16 protein-coding genes and 1 CRISPR repeat array are annotated in these 17813 nt (G+C 52.0%); of the genes, 7 read left to right on the top strand and 9 right to left on the bottom strand.

The features are described 5' to 3' along the window. Positions 1-30: 30 nt before the first annotated feature. The gene (locus PXC00_RS03455) at positions 31-651 is read right to left on the bottom strand and encodes a DUF4867 family protein (RefSeq protein ID WP_275846706.1); all 621 of its coding nucleotides are present in this window, start codon (positions 649-651) and stop codon (positions 31-33) included. Positions 652-855: 204 nt separating this feature from the next. Here PXC00_RS03455 and PXC00_RS03450 point away from each other — a divergent pair, with 204 nt between their 5' ends. The 4 genes from PXC00_RS03450 to PXC00_RS03435 all read left to right on the top strand — a co-directional run bounded on the left by PXC00_RS03450 (position 856) and on the right by PXC00_RS03435 (position 4920). Beyond that, entirely contained in the window at positions 856-1884 is a 1029-nt protein-coding gene (locus PXC00_RS03450; RefSeq protein ID WP_275846707.1) for a LacI family DNA-binding transcriptional regulator, read from the top strand. 74 nt (positions 1885-1958) lie between these two features. Beyond that, on the top strand, positions 1959-3476 hold the full coding sequence (xylB, locus tag PXC00_RS03445; protein WP_275846708.1) for a xylulokinase: 1518 nt from the start codon (positions 1959-1961) through the stop codon (positions 3474-3476). Between the two features lie 136 nt (positions 3477-3612). Next, a complete protein-coding gene (locus PXC00_RS03440; protein WP_275846709.1) occupies positions 3613-3864 on the top strand; it encodes a hypothetical protein in 252 nt (83 codons plus the stop codon). A gap of 204 nt (positions 3865-4068) precedes the next feature. Next, on the top strand, positions 4069-4920 hold the full coding sequence (locus PXC00_RS03435) for a DegV family protein (RefSeq protein ID WP_275846710.1): 852 nt from the start codon (positions 4069-4071) through the stop codon (positions 4918-4920). A gap of 73 nt (positions 4921-4993) precedes the next feature. Here PXC00_RS03435 and PXC00_RS03430 read toward each other — a convergent pair whose 3' ends face one another. After that, entirely contained in the window at positions 4994-6286 is a 1293-nt protein-coding gene (locus tag PXC00_RS03430; protein ID WP_275846711.1) for an MFS transporter, read from the bottom strand. Between the two features lie 93 nt (positions 6287-6379). Next, entirely contained in the window at positions 6380-7297 is a 918-nt protein-coding gene (locus tag PXC00_RS03425) for an AraC family transcriptional regulator (protein WP_275846712.1), read from the bottom strand. A gap of 288 nt (positions 7298-7585) precedes the next feature. Here PXC00_RS03425 and PXC00_RS03420 point away from each other — a divergent pair, with 288 nt between their 5' ends. The 3 genes from PXC00_RS03420 to PXC00_RS03410 all read left to right on the top strand — a co-directional run bounded on the left by PXC00_RS03420 (position 7586) and on the right by PXC00_RS03410 (position 10989). Then, the gene (locus PXC00_RS03420; protein ID WP_275846713.1) at positions 7586-9541 is read left to right on the top strand and encodes a right-handed parallel beta-helix repeat-containing protein; all 1956 of its coding nucleotides are present in this window, start codon (positions 7586-7588) and stop codon (positions 9539-9541) included. Between the two features lie 102 nt (positions 9542-9643). After that, positions 9644-9985, top strand: a complete 342-nt coding sequence (locus PXC00_RS03415; RefSeq protein ID WP_316935084.1) for a helix-turn-helix domain-containing protein — start codon at positions 9644-9646, stop codon at positions 9983-9985. A 38-nt stretch (positions 9986-10023) separates the two neighbouring features. Next, positions 10024-10989: an IS5 family transposase gene (locus tag PXC00_RS03410; protein WP_316935202.1), complete on the top strand. Its 966-nt coding sequence runs from the start codon at positions 10024-10026 to the stop codon at positions 10987-10989. A 122-nt stretch (positions 10990-11111) separates the two neighbouring features. Beyond that, positions 11112-12220: a CRISPR direct-repeat array (repeat unit 33 nt; unit sequence ATTTCAATCCACGCTCCTCGTGTGAGGAGCGAC). 169 nt (positions 12221-12389) lie between these two features. Here PXC00_RS03410 and cas2 read toward each other — a convergent pair. From cas2 to cas5c, 6 genes are read right to left on the bottom strand one after another with little or no spacing between them, the layout of a single operon-like run. Beyond that, positions 12390-12680, bottom strand: coding sequence for a CRISPR-associated endonuclease Cas2 (cas2, locus tag PXC00_RS03405; protein ID WP_275846129.1), 291 nt, complete (start codon positions 12678-12680; stop codon positions 12390-12392). A gap of 12 nt (positions 12681-12692) precedes the next feature. Next, on the bottom strand, positions 12693-13724 hold the full coding sequence (cas1c, locus tag PXC00_RS03400) for a type I-C CRISPR-associated endonuclease Cas1c (RefSeq protein ID WP_275846130.1): 1032 nt from the start codon (positions 13722-13724) through the stop codon (positions 12693-12695). Next, the gene (gene cas4 / locus PXC00_RS03395) at positions 13721-14386 is read right to left on the bottom strand and encodes a CRISPR-associated protein Cas4 (RefSeq protein WP_275846087.1); all 666 of its coding nucleotides are present in this window, start codon (positions 14384-14386) and stop codon (positions 13721-13723) included. The genes cas1c and cas4 overlap by 4 nt, the downstream gene beginning before the upstream one ends. A gap of 5 nt (positions 14387-14391) precedes the next feature. Continuing rightward, on the bottom strand, positions 14392-15303 hold the full coding sequence (cas7c, locus tag PXC00_RS03390; protein ID WP_275846088.1) for a type I-C CRISPR-associated protein Cas7/Csd2: 912 nt from the start codon (positions 15301-15303) through the stop codon (positions 14392-14394). Next, positions 15287-17116 (bottom strand): type I-C CRISPR-associated protein Cas8c/Csd1, encoded by a 1830-nt coding sequence (cas8c, locus tag PXC00_RS03385; protein WP_275846089.1) that lies wholly within the window; start codon positions 17114-17116, stop codon positions 15287-15289. The genes cas7c and cas8c overlap by 17 nt, the downstream gene beginning before the upstream one ends. Continuing rightward, entirely contained in the window at positions 17113-17796 is a 684-nt protein-coding gene (gene cas5c, locus PXC00_RS03380) for a type I-C CRISPR-associated protein Cas5c (RefSeq protein ID WP_275846090.1), read from the bottom strand. Before cas5c ends, cas8c begins: the two co-directional genes overlap by 4 nt. Between the last annotated feature and the right edge of the window lie 17 nt (positions 17797-17813).

The following is a 17813-nucleotide window of genomic DNA, read 5'->3' as shown; positions in this document are numbered from 1 at the left end:
TTATCTGCTTTTTGTAATGCATCGCTGCGCTTAAACGCGCAGATTTTCTCCGGTCAGTCCGAGAAACGCTCCATCTTTGTCCAAACCGCTTTCCGGGTGGGCCAGCAGCCACTTGTTCTGTGCGAACAGCAGCGCGTCCTCTCCGGATTTTTTCGGTGTGAACTTAAGCGGCTCATTGGTGCCCTTGGGCAGGGCCACCATACAGCGGAACTTGCCGTTCACGCTACAAGGCGCGTAGTGCAGGGTGGTGGCGTACACTTCCAGCATGGTGCCGGCCGGCACCAGAAACGCCTCCATCTTTGCCGTATCATACTGATGGGTTGCAGGGTCAATATCCTGCTGTCTGCCAAGCAGAAGAATCAGGTCTGTCGCGGCATAGTTAATCTCACTGCTGCGGTGATACTCCACAGCGTCCAGCTGGTGGTTTTCGCCGTTGCAGTAGCCGACCTGTGTCGGCAGCCCGCCGAAGAGCCGTTCGGAAATTTCCTGTGCAACCGACAGATTTTCCAGAGCGGGAATGCCCGGCTCATAAATCACATTGCTGGGGGCTGTGAGCTGCTCCATTGCATTCTGCAGCGCCGCGCAGTCAAAATCCGAAATCACCCGGCCGTATGGAACGAACGCCGGAGCATCGAGCTTTTGAATCTCCATGTCATCCTCCTTGTTTCGTTAGCGTGAAATACACGGTCTGAACCAACTTTTTGTGCCCGTGCACAAGTTCATTTATACCCTAACACGCAGGAAGCAAATTGTCAAGAATAATCGACGATATTTTTCAAAAATTTTATTTGACAAACCGCACCGTCTATTTTATAGTAATAGGGAAATGTGCACGCGCACAAAGGAGGTGTTCCCTTGGCAGTCACCATCAAACAGATTTCCGAACTAAGCGGCGTTTCCCGCGGAACCGTCGACCGCGTTCTGAACGGCAGGGGTCATGTTTCCCCGGAAAAGGACGCTTTGGTGCGGCAGGTTGCAAAGCAGCTCGGCTACCAGCCCAACATGGCTGGCAAAGCGCTCGCTGCACGCAAAAAATCCTATACCATCGGCGTTCTGCTCTGCTCGGAGGGCAACCCTTTTTTTGAGGAAGTCATCCGCGGCGTGCGCGCTGCGGAAAAGGAACTGGCGGACTTCGGCGTGCAGGTACGGCTGCACACCCGCAAAGGTTACAACGACGTGCGCCTTGCCGAAGAAATGCGCACCCTTGCCAAAGACTTGCACGCGCTGGTTCTGACGCCGGTCAACAGCCCGCTTATCGCCGACGAAATCAACGCCCTGACCGATGCAGGTACGCCGGTGGTCACGGTCAACACCGACATTGAGGGCAGCCGCCGCCTGTGCTACATTGGCAGCGACTACGCCGCGGGCGGACGGGTTGCCTGCGGTATGCTGCGCCTGCTAACCGGCGGAACCGCCCATCTCGGCATTCTGACCGGCTCTTTAAAGGTGCTCGGTCACAACCAGCGCATTGCTGGTTTCCGCGAAGTGATGAAAAAAAGCTGCCCCGGTTTTACCCTTTCTGAACTGGAAACCACGGAAGATGACGACATCATCGGGTACGAAAACGCCAAGCGGATGCTGCACGCAAATCCGGAAATCGATGCGCTGTTTCTTGCCGCCGCCGGTGTGTACGGTGTCTGCCGCGCGGTACAGGATTTCCGCCGGGAGTCCCCTCCGAAAATCGTCTGTTTTGACGCCACGCCACCGGTACGGGAGCTGATGCAGGCAAACATTGTGCAGGCCGCCATCGACCAGCAGCCGTTCCGGCAGGGCTACGATTCCGTACAGACCGCTTACCAGTATCTGCTGACAGGCACGCCGCCCAAGCAGGACCGCATTCTGATGGAAAACCAGATTGTGATTCGGGAAAGCTTTCTGCGTTAGCCTGCCGTTTCTCCCTTTCAAATCGCAGAAATCCAAATAATTTTATATTTAATTTTTTAGAAGGAGCTGAGTATATGCAGTATCTGATTGGTATTGACATCGGTACTTCCGCAACAAAAACGGTTCTGTTTGACGAGGAGTGCCGCGTAATTGTAAGCGCAAGCGAGGAATATCCCCTGTACCAGCCGCAGAACGGCTGGGCAGAGCAGCGCCCAGAGGACTGGAAGCACGCGGTGCTGGCAACCCTGACCGAGGTACTCAAAAAGTCCGGTGTAAAAGGGCAGGATGTCAAGGGCATCGGCCTTTCCGGCCAAATGCACGGTCTGGTTATGCTGGACGAAAATAATGAAGTCATCCGCCCCGCCATCATCTGGTGCGATGGGCGCACCGGCAAGGAATGTGACGAAATTTACGAGCGCGTCGGTCGCGAGCGGCTCATTCAGATTACCGCAAATCCGGCGCTCACCGGCTTCACCGCCTCCAAAATTCTGTGGGTGCGCAACCATGAGCCGGAAAACTACGCGCGCTGCAAACATATCCTGCTTCCGAAAGATTACATCCGCTTTGTGCTGACCGGCGTTTTTGCCACCGAGGTCAGCGACGCTTCCGGTATGCAGCTTTTGGATGTGCCGAAGCGGCAGTGGAGCGAAGAGATTCTGCAGAAGCTGGACATTGACCCTGCTTTGCTTGCAAAGGTGTATGAATCCCCCGAAGTCACCGGCGAAGTGCTGCCAACAGTTGCGGCGCAGACCGGACTTGCCGCCGGCACACCGGTGGTCGGCGGTGCGGCAGACAATGCCGCCGCGGCAGTCGGTACAGGCATTGTCACCGACGGCAGCGCTTTCACCACCATTGGCACCAGCGGCGTGGTTTACGCGCACACTTCTAAAGTTTCCATTGACCCGAAGGGGCGCGTCCACACATTCTGCTGCGCGGTGCCGGGCTGCTGGCTGGTACTGGGCTGCACACTCGCCGCAGGGCTTTCGCTGAGCTGGTTCCGCAACAACTTCTGTCAGGAAGAAGTCGCCACCGCGAAGGGCATGGGTGTCGGTGCTTACTATCTGATGGATCAGGAAGCAAAGAATGTGCCCATCGGCGCAAACCGCCTGCTGTACCTGCCTTATCTGATGGGCGAGCGCTCTCCGCTGCTGGATCCGGACTGCCGCGGTGCGTTTATCGGTCTGTCCGGCATCCACACCAAGCGCGACCTGCTGCGCGCAGTGATGGAAGGCGTCACCTACTCCCTGCGTGACTGTTACGAAGTGCTTCAGGAAATGGGCGTGCACATTGACGAGATGATGGCGTGCGGCGGCGGCGGAACCAGCCCTCTGTGGCGGCAGATGCTCGCCGATGTTTACAACTGCCAGGTCAACACGGTACAGTCGGAAGGGCCGGCTCTGGGCGTTGCCATTCTCGCCGGTGTGGGCGTAGGAATGTACCCCAGCGTACCGGAAGCCTGCAAGCGCTTCCTGTCTAAGGACAAGACCTGCGAACCGATTCCGGAAAACGTGCCGCAGTATGAGCATTTTTACCGGATTTACAGCAAGCTGTACGGCAATTTGAAAGACAGCTTTCATCTGCTTGCACAGTAAGCTTTGAAAAGAAAGCCGCACGTTTTCGTCTGCACTGCTGTGCGGCAAGGAAACGTACGGCTTTTTGCGCCAATATACTGTTTACAAATGCCCACAAAAGTAGTATACTTTAAAAAAACAGAAAAGAGGGATCTCTGTGAAAGGAAAAAAATTGGCCGGTCTTGCCGGTCTTGATGACGCTCTGGTTTGGGTGGAGTTCGAAAATCCGGATGCAGCCACCTGCGAAAACTGCGGTGCGTGCGGTGCCGCCAGCCAGGCAAATGCTGTTTACCGCGATGGCGTTTATCGGGTACAGGGGCATTTTCTGGTTTCACAGGAGAATCCCGATGTTTGTTTGCATGAATTCATTCCGCGTATCCAAGGAATTTATGCATGGACGCAAAATTGAGCTTTTCAGTCCGAACTGCCAAAAAACCGATCTGTCCGCAAGCGACAGGTCGGTTTTTTTGGGGCAGGCTAAATTTTTTCACGCTGATTCATGTTTGTACAAAAAATGTTTACAATATATTCGGGCAGACGCATTGACACACATTGTAAAGCAGAATATAATATTATATAATATTAAAAACTATATAATGTGGAGAGAATAATCATGGCAGAAAAGATTGCAATTCTGGTCGACTCCGGCAGCGACCTGCCGGAGGAACTGACAACGAAATATTCCATCATGACCATGAACCTGCGTATCGTTTATGGAAATGAAGTTTTTGAAGATGGGAAAGACATCTCTCCGCAAATGGTTTACGAACGCTTTCCGCAGCAGATTCCCAAAACATCCACGCCAAATTTGCTGGAAGTCAAGGATGCTGTGGAGCAGATTCGGCAGAAGGGCTACCGTAAGCTCATCGCTGTCTGCATTTCCAGCGGTCTGAGCGGTACCTATAACACGGTAAAAACCGCTTTGGGCGAATTCACCGATATGGAAACCTTCGTGTTTGACAGCCGCAACATTTCCATCGGCACTGGTATGTTTGCACTGTGGGCTGCCCGCGCCGTGCAAGACGGTATGGCATTTGCTGACATCACCAACGGGCTGCTGCAGCGGCGGCAGCGCTGTAAAATCTATTTTTACATGGATACCTTGGAGTATCTGCGCGCGGGCGGCAGAATCGGCAAAATCACCGGAATCATCGGCAAGGTACTGGGCATTCGCCCCATCATCTCCTGCAATGAAGAGGGCGTATACTACACGGTTTCCATGCTGCGCGGCAGAGCCAGCGGCGTGCGGCGGCTTCTGGAGATTGCCAAAAAGAACGAACCTGCGGGAAAAAGCTGGATCGCACTGATGAATGGCGACGCCGAAGAGCAGGCGCAGAATGTACGGCTGGAACTGGCCGAGTTGTTTCCAGACAGCAAGCTGATTGTGGACAAACAGATTGTCGCTTCTCTGGCGGTTCACACCGGACCGGGACTCATCGGTATCTGTATGTTCCCCTGCGACTGACGCGCAGCAACCCCCTTATAAAATTCTAAAGAGCAACGATTTGCCGGTCTTTAACCACGGCAAATCGTTTTTTTTATAGTTCTTCGGGCAGCGCGTCCCGCTTTCCAACGTCCTGCGCTGGCACTGCATTTTCCGGCTCCGCTGTCAGAAGTTCCTTTAACGCAACATTTTTCAGGAGCAGAATCAGCGGCAGCCCCATCAACACAGCCCCTGCCAGCGCGACGACCTGCACACCCCAGACTTCCGAAAGCGCACCGTACAGCAGCATGGAAGCCGCAACGCCGCCCTGCGAAATCGAGGTCAGGATTCCCAACGCCTTTCCGCGATATGCCTCATCCACCATCAGAATCAGAGCCGCGTTCATCAGCATATTAAAAGTGACGTTTGCAAACGCACCGATTGCATTGGAAACTGTGCAAGGCAGAAAACCGCGCAGCAGCATGGTTGCCGCATTGCAGCCAAATGAGCACACAATCATCACCGCCATTAGCCGATAGCGGTGCTTTGCAGGCACCCGCACCGCAGAAAGCAGCAGAGTTGCCAACACGGAGGCACCGCTTTCCACCCCCAGAAATAAGCCGTACTCCGTCACACTCATTCCCTTTGCCTGTGTCCACGGGTACAGCACCGCGCCAAAACCGGAGCCGCACAAGTTCATTAGGAACGCCGCCGCAAAAACAGGAAGCAGCCCGTGGATGGAGCGCAGGTACTGAAATCCGCCGCGAAAGTCGCGCAGAATCAGCTTCAAGCTCAGCGATGTGCCTTCACCGGACTGCCGCGGCACCCGAATGAACCACTCTGTCACCGCAGAAACCAGAAAAGAGATACCGTTCAAGAGAATCATCAGCGGCACCCCGAACAGCACCACCAGAAACCCGCTGACCGCGTTTCCAATCAGCCCGACAAAGGATGTGACCCCCTGCATCATGGACTGCGCGCGCACAAGATCCGCCGGCTTCACCAACTGTACCGCTACCGTACTGGAGGCAGGCGCAAAGAAGACATTGCACACAGCCGCCAAAAACGCCGTCAGCAAAACCTGCCACACCGCAAGCGTGCTGTGAAACGCAAACCACGCGATTCCCAGCATCAGCACCCCGCGCACCGCGTCCGCCGCCACCAGAATGTTCCTGCGGTTCATTCGGTCAATCAGCACCCCTGCAAACGGCCCCAGCAGAAACGCGACCAGATAAGTAAAGGAAGTCATGACGCCCATCAGTGCGGTGGAGCCGGTACTGTTGTACACCCAAATGCCAATGGCAATACTGTACAGAACGTTGCCGATGGTTGACACCGCAGAGCCCTGCCACAGCAAGAGAAAGTCGCGGTTCATCAGCTTTTTTTCGGTCGGTTTCTGTCCGTTCATGGTGCTCATCCCCTTTGTGCATAAATTATAACATAACAATTATTATTACGTCAAGAAAAAGTTTTCTTACGCACAAAAAAACTTCCGCGCGGTTCAGCCGGCAGAAGTCTTTTGGGGTGTGGGCGGCGTTTTAGGAGCAACACGGTTCATACAGTCGAGGGAATATAGGGTGCGAAACGCCGTAGGCGTGCAGCCTTTGAGCTGCTTAAACATTCGGATAAAGGCGGGCAGGCTGGAAAAGCCGGAGTGCAGCGCCACCTCCGTCACCGAGTAATCCGGATTGCTCAGCAGTTGCTCGGCGTGGGAAATGCGCTTTTTGTTCAGGTATTTATAAAACGAAGTGTGTGCAAATTCCTTAAAAAGGCGGGCAAAATGATACTTGCTGAACCCAGCCAGTTCCGCAGCCTGCGCCAGAGAAAGTTCCTCCGTGCAGTGCTCGTTGAGGTAACTGCACACGCGCAGCATACGCTCTGCGTACCGGCAGGACTGCGCCGAACCGGTGTCGGTCTGTGTACCGGCGGCAAAGCGGCAGCGCCCCAGCAGCCCCAGCAGCTCAATCAGCAGCCCGCAGATACAGCCCTCGTAAAAAGAAGCGGCGTTCGCGTATTCCTCCTCAATCCGATCCAGCAGGTCGCTCATACGGCGGTGCAGCTCCGCATCTTTTGCCGCTGTCACCACCGAAACCGGCGGCAGCAGCGCCAGCAGGGTTTCCAGATTGGACACATGGCTAAAGAAAGAAATGTCCGCCAGAAAAATTGTACGGCTGCCCTGCTGCGGTGCGTGCAGCGCATGGATGGTACCGGGACGGATAAGCGCGATGTCTCCCTCCCGCAGTTCGCAGGTTTCCTCATTGGATGTGATTTGATACCAGTTCCGGGTGTCACGGATAATTTCCAGCGGCGTGTGCCAGTGTGCTGGAAAATCCTCGAAATAGTCCAGATGATGAATGAGAATCCCCTTGCTTTTCTGAAAATTGACCGTTTCAAAAATACCGTCCAGATTTTCAATCATGCGGCGCCCCTTCTTTCCTTTTTCACGAACAATTCGTGCGCGTCTATCTTTCCTATCATACCTGAAATCTCGTTGGAATGAAATAGAATTCCGTGCTTTTCCGCAGAAAATGAATGCAGAATGTATGGAATATCGCGCAAGAATTGCAACAGAATCCGCAAGAATTGTAAAGTAAAGCGCACAGCAGTCTGTTATGCTGTTCGTACAGAAAAACATCAAACGGTTCTATCCCGAATGCACGCTTCGGGAACGCGAAAAATGCAAACTTGCAGCAGGAGGTTTTATCTTATGCGAGAGTATCATGTAGCAAAAAACGGCAGTGACTTTTCGGACGGCACCCAGGCGCATCCGTTTCTAACCATTTCCAAAGCAGCCGCCCTTGCCATGCCCGGTGACTGCGTCATCGTGCACGCGGGTGTGTACCGGGAATGGGTCAAGCCGGAGCACAGCGGCCGCAGCGACGCGGAACGCATCGTTTACACGGCGGCACCGGGTGAAAAAGTGGTCATCAAAGGCTCCGAACAGATAAAAAGCTGGCAGCCGGTTGAGGGGGATGTCTGGAAGGCAGTGCTGCCCAACTCCTTCTTCGGTTCGTACAATCCGTACAAGGAAACGCTGGGCGGCGACTGGTTCATTTACCCTGCCGACCATGCCCTGCACCCCGGCGATGTGTATCTGAACGGCAAGTCGTTCTATGAGGCAAGCTCTCTGGAAGAAGTAAAGCATCCGCAGATTCGCACCGAAGGGTACAATCCGCCATGGACAAAGCATCCCGAAAAGCTGCCACATCCGGAAGACACTGTTTTCCAATGGTACACAGAAAGTGATGAGGAAAGCACCACCATCTACGCAAACTTTCAGGGGAAAAATCCAAATGAGGAACTGACGGAAATCAATGTGCGCCGCTCCTGTTTTTATCCGGAACGCATCGGCCGCAACTACATTACCGTGCGCGGCTTTGAGATGGCGCAGGCTGCCTGCCCCTGGACCCCCCCGACCGCGGACCAGCCGGGTCTTTTGGGCACCCACTGGAGCAAGGGCTGGATTATCGAACAGAACGTGATTCACGACGCAAAGTGCAGCGGTATCAGCATTGGCAAGGAAGCCTCCACCGGTCATAACCTGTGCACCCGTACGCACCGGAAGCCGGGCTACCAGTACCAGATGGAAGCGGTTTTTCGCGCGCGCCAGACCGGCTGGAGCAAGGAAACCATTGGCTCACACATTATCCGCAACAATGAAATTTACGACTGCGGGCAAAACGGCATTGTAGGGCACATGGGCTGCGTTTTCAGCAAAATTTATCATAACCACATCCACGACATTGCCGTGAAGCACGAATTTTTTGGCTATGAAATTGCGGGCATCAAGCTGCACGTTGCCATTGATGTGCAAATTTTTCATAACAATATTCACAACTGCACCCTCGGCACCTGGCTGGACTGGCAGGCACAGGGCACGCGCGTCAGCAAAAACCTTTACTATCAGAATGACCGCGACCTAATGGTCGAGGTCAGTCACGGGCCCTATCTGGTGGACAACAACATTTTCGCTTCCGCTTACAACTTTGACAACCTTTCGCAGGGCGGTGCCTATGTGCACAATCTCTGCTGCGGAACCATGCGCCGTGAGGACGTTCTGGATCGCTCAACGCCTTACCACTTCCCGCATTCCACCGAAGTGGCAGGCACCACCGTTGTATACGGCGGCGACGACCGCCTGTACCAGAACATTTTCCTCGGCAGTGCCAAAACGTACACCGAGCAGTCCATACACGGAACAGAGGGCTACAACGGCCACCTTACCTCGCTGGAAACGTATATTGAAAAAGTCATGTCCCTCGGCAACGGCGACCTCGAACAGTTCCAGCTGGTCAAGCAGCCGGTTTACATCAACGGCAACGCCTACCTGAACGGCGCCAAGGCTTTCCGGGAAGAAGCAGACAACTTCGTGGGCAAAAACGACCCTGCCGTGCGCATTGTGCAGGACGGCGATGAAACCTATCTGGAGTTTCAGGCAGAGCAGGGGCTGCTGGAACTGCCCACCCGGATTTACGGCACAGCAAATCTCGGCTCGCCGCGCATTACGGAAGAGCCCTACGAGAACCCGGATGGCACCCCGATTGTGCTGGACACGGACTACTTCGGACATCCCAGAAAGTCCGCCCCGATTGCCGGCCCGATTGAAAACCTGCGGGCAGGCGCCAACCACATTTGTGTCTGGTCAAGTGCAGACACTCTGTAAGCACAAAAACTAAAAAAGCCGGCCGGACGTTTTGAAGCGTTGAACTGCACCCTTTTAGTTAGACAGTATGATATACTGAAATAACTAAAGGGGTGTTTTTATATGCCAAAAGGAATACCAAACAAACGCTATACGCCGGAATTCAAGGTTATGGTAGTGGAAACGATGCGTAAGGAGAAGTTAAACTACTGTGAGGCCGCGCGACAATTTGAAGTAAGTGATTCTAAACGAATAGCCTCATGGGAGCGTATCTATCTCACAGAAGGTCCTGAAGGTCTGGCTGTAGAACGACGGGGACGTGCCAGTGCCGCCAGCGGCACGCGAAAAGGCCGCATTTCTAAGCTGAATAAGCAAGTGGAAGAGGACTTAATTGCAGAGAATCAACGTCTGCGTGCGGAGGTGGCATACTTAAGGCAACACCGCACAGAAAAAAAGCTGCGGTAAGAAGCGAGATATGATAAAATAGGTATATGGATAAGCAGATGAGTATGTCAGCTCTGTGCGATGAACTGGCACAGGCGCGTACGAAGAAAAAAGAATTTCTCGAGCAGATTGAGCGCATCGTTCCATGGGGGAAATGGGTGGCCATGATCAAGCCGTGCTACTACAAAGGAGAGCACGGAAACAAGCCCTATGATTTGGAACTGATGCTGCGGCTGTATCTGCTGCAAAACCTATATAATCTATCCGACGAAGCAACGGTGGCTGAAACGATCGACAGTCGTGCCTTTTCGGATTTCTGCGGCGTGGAATCAAGCAATCAGGTGCCGGACGGGGATACGCTGGGAAGATTTCGTAATATTCTCATACAAAACGGTTTGCAGGAGCAGTTGTTTGCGCAGGTGGCAAATTTGCTGCAACAAAAGGGACTGCTTCTGAAAAAGGGTACCATTGTGGATTCCACCATCATAGCCGCTCCGTCCTCCACGAAAAATCAGGAGAAGCAGCGAGACCCGGATGCACATCAGGTGAAGAAGGGCAATGCGTGGCACTTTGGCTACAAGGCACATGTTGGGGTGGATAAGGATAGCGGGCTTGTTCACACGGTTGAGGTAACGGCCGCCAATGTCCATGATGTCGCCATGACCTCCAAACTGCTGACCGGAGAGGAAAGCGTTGTATACGGAGACAGCGGATATTTGGGAGCGGAAAAGCGCGAGGATGCCATTATAAAGAACAATGCTGGCAAGCGTATCCGTTACAAGTTCAATCGTCGCCCATCGCAAATCAAAAAGGGTTCCAACAGGTCGCAAGCCCAACTCAAGCGCAGAGAGCACGAAAAGTCATCGGTTCGTGCCAAAGTAGAACATGTTTTTGCCGTTGTGAAAGGTCTGTTACGGTACCGAAAGACGCGATACCGAGGTCTGCAAAAGCAGACCGCCAAACTGAATATGATGTTTGCGTTGGCGAATCTGATTCTGGCTGACAGGCCCTGCCTGTCAGTCTGATTGCGTTTGCCTTCGCAGATATAATTGGGAGAGTTCCTCGCTGCTTGCCGCCTTTGGCAGATGGCGTGGATTTTTTACGCCATTGTGCGGTGTTGCCCTAAATATGTTGTGCGTTGATATGAATTTCAATCCACGCTCCTCGTGTGAGGAGCGACCCGAAACTGCTAAATTAACGCAGAGGGAATTAGGCATTTCAATCCACGCTCCTCGTGTGAGGAGCGACCTGCTTGCATGGCGGGTGTTCCGGTCATGTTTGCAGATTTCAATCCACGCTCCTCGTGTGAGGAGCGACATCATAATCAGGTATCCAATCAGAGTGTACAAGATTTCAATCCACGCTCCTCGTGTGAGGAGCGACTTAGATGTATGCGAAACAACCGGACGTTCTATTATTTCAATCCACGCTCCTCGTGTGAGGAGCGACCTGCACGTGCATATGCTCTGCAATCAAGCGGGGCTATTTCAATCCACGCTCCTCGTGTGAGGAGCGACGCCGTGTTGTCACTGCGGATGTCCTCCACCAGAATTTCAATCCACGCTCCTCGTGTGAGGAGCGACACCTGATGATTAGGTACCGACCTGCATTTTTAAGATTTCAATCCACGCTCCTCGTGTGAGGAGCGACCCGCGTCGGCTCGTCAGTAGAGTGCGACACAACGGTATTTCAATCCACGCTCCTCGTGTGAGGAGCGACGTAGTAAAAAACGTAACAATTCCGTCCCAAACAATTTCAATCCACGCTCCTCGTGTGAGGAGCGACTTTTGTTTGACTTGCACCTGACTTGCATGAGCTGATTTCAATCCACGCTCCTCGTGTGAGGAGCGACGATATGATATTGGCCCCAAAATTGGAATTGAGGGAATTTCAATCCACGCTCCTCGTGTGAGGAGCGACGGCGATAAAGTGCTGGGACTCGATGAACAGGTACAATTTCAATCCACGCTCCTCGTGTGAGGAGCGACCGCCGGAATCGCAGAAAACACAAATGGAGGTAATATTTCAATCCACGCTCCTCGTGTGAGGAGCGACTTTTTACGATCTGAAAAAATGACGTTCTTGATAGAAATTTCAATCCACGCTCCTCGTGTGAGGAGCGACCGCTCAAGCAGGACGAGGGGGTTGTGCTGCTGCATTTCAATCCACGCTCCTCGTGTGAGGAGCGACCTGGTCTGTGAGTTTAGACAGTTCCGGACTTTTATTTCAATCCACGCTCCTCGTGTGAGGAGCGACAGCGAATGTGTACAATCATTTGAATGATTACACATATCGTTTGTAAATTTTAACGAAATTTCACTTCTTTGGTGCACCGAATCTTAAGCATCTGCAACTTTCAGAATGCAAATTCATGCTAAACAAGGTGCGAACGACCAAGGGAATCCCTGCGCGTTTCCACTTCGCACTAAAAAATCAAAGTTCCTTCCGGATCATACCCTGCTTTCACTCCGAAGTGTTCAATCTTCGTATGATAGTGATTTCCTATGTAATAAAACCGAAGACTATCTTTGCTCAAATCAATGATTCTACACAATGCCGCCTGCAGGGTTTTGCATTGACTTGCATCCAGCAAACACTCAAAAACGGAACACTGCACCCGCTGTCCGTGCTTGACACATTCCTTCGCAACGCGCCGAAGGCGCTTCTTTCCCGCATCATCCGTCGTATTTACATCATAGGTCACCAAAACCAGCAATTTAGGCACACCTCATTTCCACAAAAACGCCGGGTACGCATCCAGGTCACCGCGCACATAGCGCGCCAACAGCAGCGCCTGAACGTATGGCACTAAGCCATACTGCATCTTCTCCTGCAGATAGGGATGCTTAATTTCCTCCCGCTTACGCTCCTGCCAAGATTTTAGGAAGATCTTTCTCCCGCGATCATTTAGCAAAACTGCTCCATTTTCAGACACATCGAAATCTTTTGCCGTTATTCGACGCAGATTAATCAGCGTTAGCACAAATCGGTCCACAAACACACTTCGGAGTTCTTCCATCAAATCCAACGCCAGGGACTCCCTGCCGGGGCGATCACGATGCATAAACCCCACATAAGAATCCAATCCCACACTTTCCAATGCCGCCGCACAGTCGCTGGCAAGCAGGCGATAACCAAATGAAAGCATTGCGTTCACTCGGTCCAGCGGGGGGCGGCGGGAACGCACCGTAAACCGAAAATCATCTTTTTGGTTCAGAATCAAATGATCAAACACGCCAAAATATGCATTGGCCGCTTGCCCTTCCAATCCACGCAGTGTGTCCAATTCCGTTGTTTTTAATACGATTTGCGATGTCTCCGCCAAAAATCGTGCAGCATTTTTTAACGTCTGCACGTCGGCCCTCATTCCGTGGTCACGCACCGTTCTTTCTAAGCACCAGCGATGATTGTACAGTTTACCAAATATAAAGCAGCGAGCTGCAAGACAGCTCTCCGTTTCACTGTCAGAAATTCGGTACTGCGCTTTCCGCAGGAATACATTTCCCTGCGATCGTCCGCTGACTCTAGCCAAAAACCGCCCATTCGGTGTGAGAAACGTAAGTCCAATTCCACGTTCGGCGCATGCCCCAATCAATGCAGGGCTGGCCCCTTTATAGGAAAAGCAGAAAATACTTTCAAGGCCCAACAGCGGCAAAAAATTCTGTGTACCGTCTTCCGCATGGATTCCCACATTTTCATCCTTTAATGAGAGGTAAGTGTTTTCGCTCAGGATAAAGAGTGTATTGAGTAAATGCTTCATAGTTCCTCCCCAGCATGCATGGTTAAGTATGCCGAGGCAGAACCGGCCCGGTTCAGTTCCGGCAAGCAGATTCCTTTTAAAGAACAAGCATTACATGACTTTGTCCTTTTTACCTTAGGCGTCCACCCTTTGTGATACAGCTCATTCATTTCCTTTAGAGCTGACTGCACTTCTTCCCGCAGTTCCTTTGTGAAAATCACCGTGGTGCGGCGGTGTGATTCTCCGTAAAATAAATCCCCGGAATGTATTTCACAACACAGCATTTCTTCCAGGCAGATGGCCTGTCCGCACAGCTGCAATACATCCGCATTTCCTTCCTTGGGCCTTCCGTGTTTATACTCCACCGGATTTGGAAGCCATCGCCCGGTTCTGCCGTACAAGGTTACCCCCGCATTATCCTGCCTGAACTCAACTGCATCGCAAATTCCAACCGCGCAAAGTTCATCTGACTTCACACGCATTCCGCGCACGGTCAAAAGATCCCCGCGCAGCTCAGTTTGCTTTTCATCGTGAACCCGTTGGTGCATCAGATTTCCTTCTGTGGTACGCAGATTTTCCGCCCACTGATTTTCAATGTGAATGAGCGCCCATTGTCTGCGGCAAAAAGAAAAGTGCTGCAATTCGGAAAGTTGCCGATAATCTTCCTCGTCTGTGCTGCCCATCCCGTTTAATCCTTCTGCTCGCAGGTTACACCTTCCGGTAATTTGGTATCATCTACCGCTACGGTATAGTCACTGTAGCAACGCGGCGTAGTCACGCCTTTGTTTGTCTTTGCCGTAACGATGTCAAACAATTTGTGTGCAGGGGCATTACCCAACTCTGTAGCGTGTTTAAAAATAATCAGTTTGCGTACCGCCATTTGCCCCCGCGCAGCGGAGCGGTCATACTCAAACATATTGATGATGGCATCCCACAACAAATTTAAATCCGCTTCCGAAAAACCGGTTGCCTTGCGCGCAAGATTTGCAGAGACATACCCCTCGCAGCGGTAAAGACCGTAAGGAACAATATATTTGCTGCCCATCTCGTTGCTCTTCTTCTCTGCATCCTCCTCCGTAGAAATCGCCATACGGGTAATAGACACCTCCTGCGGAACAATGGGATCCACAGAACGTGCAAAACTGAGTTGCACCGGCCCGCGCACCTGCCCGCAGTTCAGCGCGCCTTTTACCATGGTCGTCATGACAGCACCGAAGGTGCGAATATCATAGAAGTGGCTGCACATATAGTCCCGGATGGTTTCGTCCAGCTTGTTGTCTTTTTTTGCATCCTTCAGAACTTTTTTTAAGTCTTTGCTTTCTGCGGCATTTGAAATCCCCACCTGCTCAAATGCCTCGTTGTCGCTCCGGTTCAGCGGCACGCCTTTTTTAATGTAAATGCGGTAGTATGGGTCGTTTTCCTTGACTGTTTCCACATAGTTCCGAATCTTGCGTTTCAGACAGACATCGGTGACCAGCCCCAAGCCTGTTTCGGGATCAATTCGCGGCATATTGCCCGCATCCGGATCTCCGTTGGGATTGCCGTTTTCCACATCAAAAAATACAACGAATTCGTATCGGTTTTTAATTGCCTCGCTCATGGTTTTCGTCCCCTTCCTTTTTATCTACATCGTTTTTTGTAAAAAGCTTTTGCTTTTCATGGTAATAACCAAGGTAAAATACGCCCTGATCCTGCAGTTTAAAACGTGCCGGCAGTGTTTCGTGAATGCGATTTTCCAGGTCTGTGATGATCTTATCGTAATAAACTTTTGAGCCTTCCGACAGTTTGCGCTGATGGTGCTGGGACAACGCTAAAATCACTGGAAAGATTATCGCCGGTGTTGCACTGGCGCTAGTAAAATACTTATTGCGTATAGTGGCTGTTGCCACCATTTTTTTAGTATTGTCTTTCTCTTTTTCTGCTGATTTATTGAGCTTTGTTTCAGATGAAACAATCTGCACCTTTTCCAACACAGCAAAAAGCCTTCCAAGTACATATGGCAGGTATGTACTGTTCTCATTCAATTCCACTCCTAGTACCTCCTTCGGTATAACAAACTCTTTATTCTTCAAAAAGCACGCTTTCAAAATGGCAGCTTTTCTCCACTTGATGTCACGCTCTGTTTTGATTCTGAGCATCACGTTTTCAAATAAAGCCGCCGGATAATCTGTACCCAGTACAATGGAGCGCAGCACCGCGCCGGCGGTTGGGGCCGGTGGTTTCTGGTCCCGCGCATTTTGATCGGCCAGTTCGTTCAGCAGGTTCCAAAGCGGCAGTTCCTTTTTTTCACCCATTGGTTGGATGATTTCCAGTCGTTTGTTGTGTTCATTCAGGTTTTCCAGCATCGTTCCGAACTCGCTCTGCAAAAAGAAACGCACCGAAAGCCGGGAGGCGTTGGGGGCAAGACCTAAGATGTAAAACGGATTATCAAACTTCAGTTGCACACCGTTTATACTGCCGCCGTCCCGCATTTGCTTTAAAACCCCGCCGATGGTTTTCACACCGATTTTGTTTTCCTTCTGCCCGAAAATGCCCATTCCCATAATGTCCTGATACAGCACTTCCGCATTCTGCGCCCAATACACAACCGTGGTATCCGCAATGCGCTGCACGTGCTCCCTGTCGGCAATCAGATAGTTGAGGGCTGCACCGTACTGAAAGGCTGCCGTTTCACTGACGGGGGCGTTTAGCCCCTGCCCTGTGCCGTCCCGCCCCTCATGCCCGTAAGACTCAAACGCGGGCGCATTGTAAGAAACCAGCGAAGCACCAGAGGGCTGCGCACCGTTGACTCCTTTAATACTCGGGTGAAGGCGCGCCACCGGCGCTTCTTCGCCTGTCACTAAGCAGCGCATGATGACCGCATCTTTCGGTACAACCTGTTGCTGCTTTTCCCAAGCAGCGCGCACAGCATGGTCTTCCTGAATGTATTCTCCGTTCCGTTTAAAAATCAGGTTTGCCCCTGTTTTGATTTCATCCATCACCCCGGAGAGGACTTCTGCCTCTTCCGCCTTTTCTACTTGCCAAGTATCAAAGAAGGCAAGGACTGCTTTGGCGGCGTCACTTTCCACACCGTCCAAAATTTTGTGGTGAAGTTCTTTTGCCGCAAGAAAGCATTTCTTTGTGCGCTCCGGCTTTCCTTTGCCGTCAATACAAAGGAAGTAAGCACCATTGTCACATAAAAAATTTGCGGAAACGCCGGAAGCCCTTTTTGCCTGCTCCGGCACCCACATGGGCTGCGGCACCTCTTTTTTGCCGTTTTGAGCAGGTACTTTCAGCGGCAAGACTCGTAAAACAGAGCCGTCTTCTGCAAGTTCCAATGCCAGGGAAACTTTTGCAATACTCCAGCCTGCCGGGCAAATGGTTCCTTTCTTTGCCAGTGCATCATAACAATCGACCAATGACTGCAGGATCATTTCAGCACCTTCTCCCCGGCAACCTGCACCACACCATTTCGCAAATAGGCGTGGAAGAACATGGGCTGAATATCCCTTGGGTTGCTGTAATCCAGATCATAAAGCATGATTCCCAAATCCTTTGTGTACGGCACCGCCGGTATTTCTCCGCCCTGCCACGCCTTAAAGTGGGCAGGGAACTCGCGGCAGCCAAAGTACGGCTGGGAATAGCATCTTCCGCTTTCCAGCCTGCGGCGGAAAATGTCTTTGAACTTCCCTTCATTGTCACTTGGCGCGGCCTTTTCCGTGAGTTCAAAGTGTGCCTCCAAAACATAGTGCACATCCTGCAGCAGGGTGGCCGCCCGCTGCTGAATATCCGCACTGGTGTTCAGAAAAGGCACAGAACCGCCTTCCATCATACTTTTCACCTTCGCGGCCTGCACTCTGCTTTTGACTTCATTCCGGCGCACATTGGTGAATTGAATCGGATTTTTCTTTTGATGAACGGGTTCCCCAAATTTTTCAAGCACATAGATTCTGTCAATGATGACGCGAAAGCCCGGATGCCAATAAATAGATTCAATCAATCCCCGCGCAGCGGACGGCGTAATCACCTCGTAACTCATTCGTTCCGTTTTCAGTTCCGGCCGCGAGAAAAGGGCAAAGTCGCCCCAAACCTCCACTTGCAAGCCATAACTCAAAGTTCTGTCACTTCCCT

The organism is Caproicibacterium argilliputei, from assembly GCF_029211325.2.
Classification (GTDB): Bacteria; Bacillota; Clostridia; order Oscillospirales; family Acutalibacteraceae; genus Caproicibacterium; species Caproicibacterium argilliputei.
Note: the sequence above shows the minus strand (reverse complement) of the source record. Positions and strands in the feature narration are given on the sequence as shown.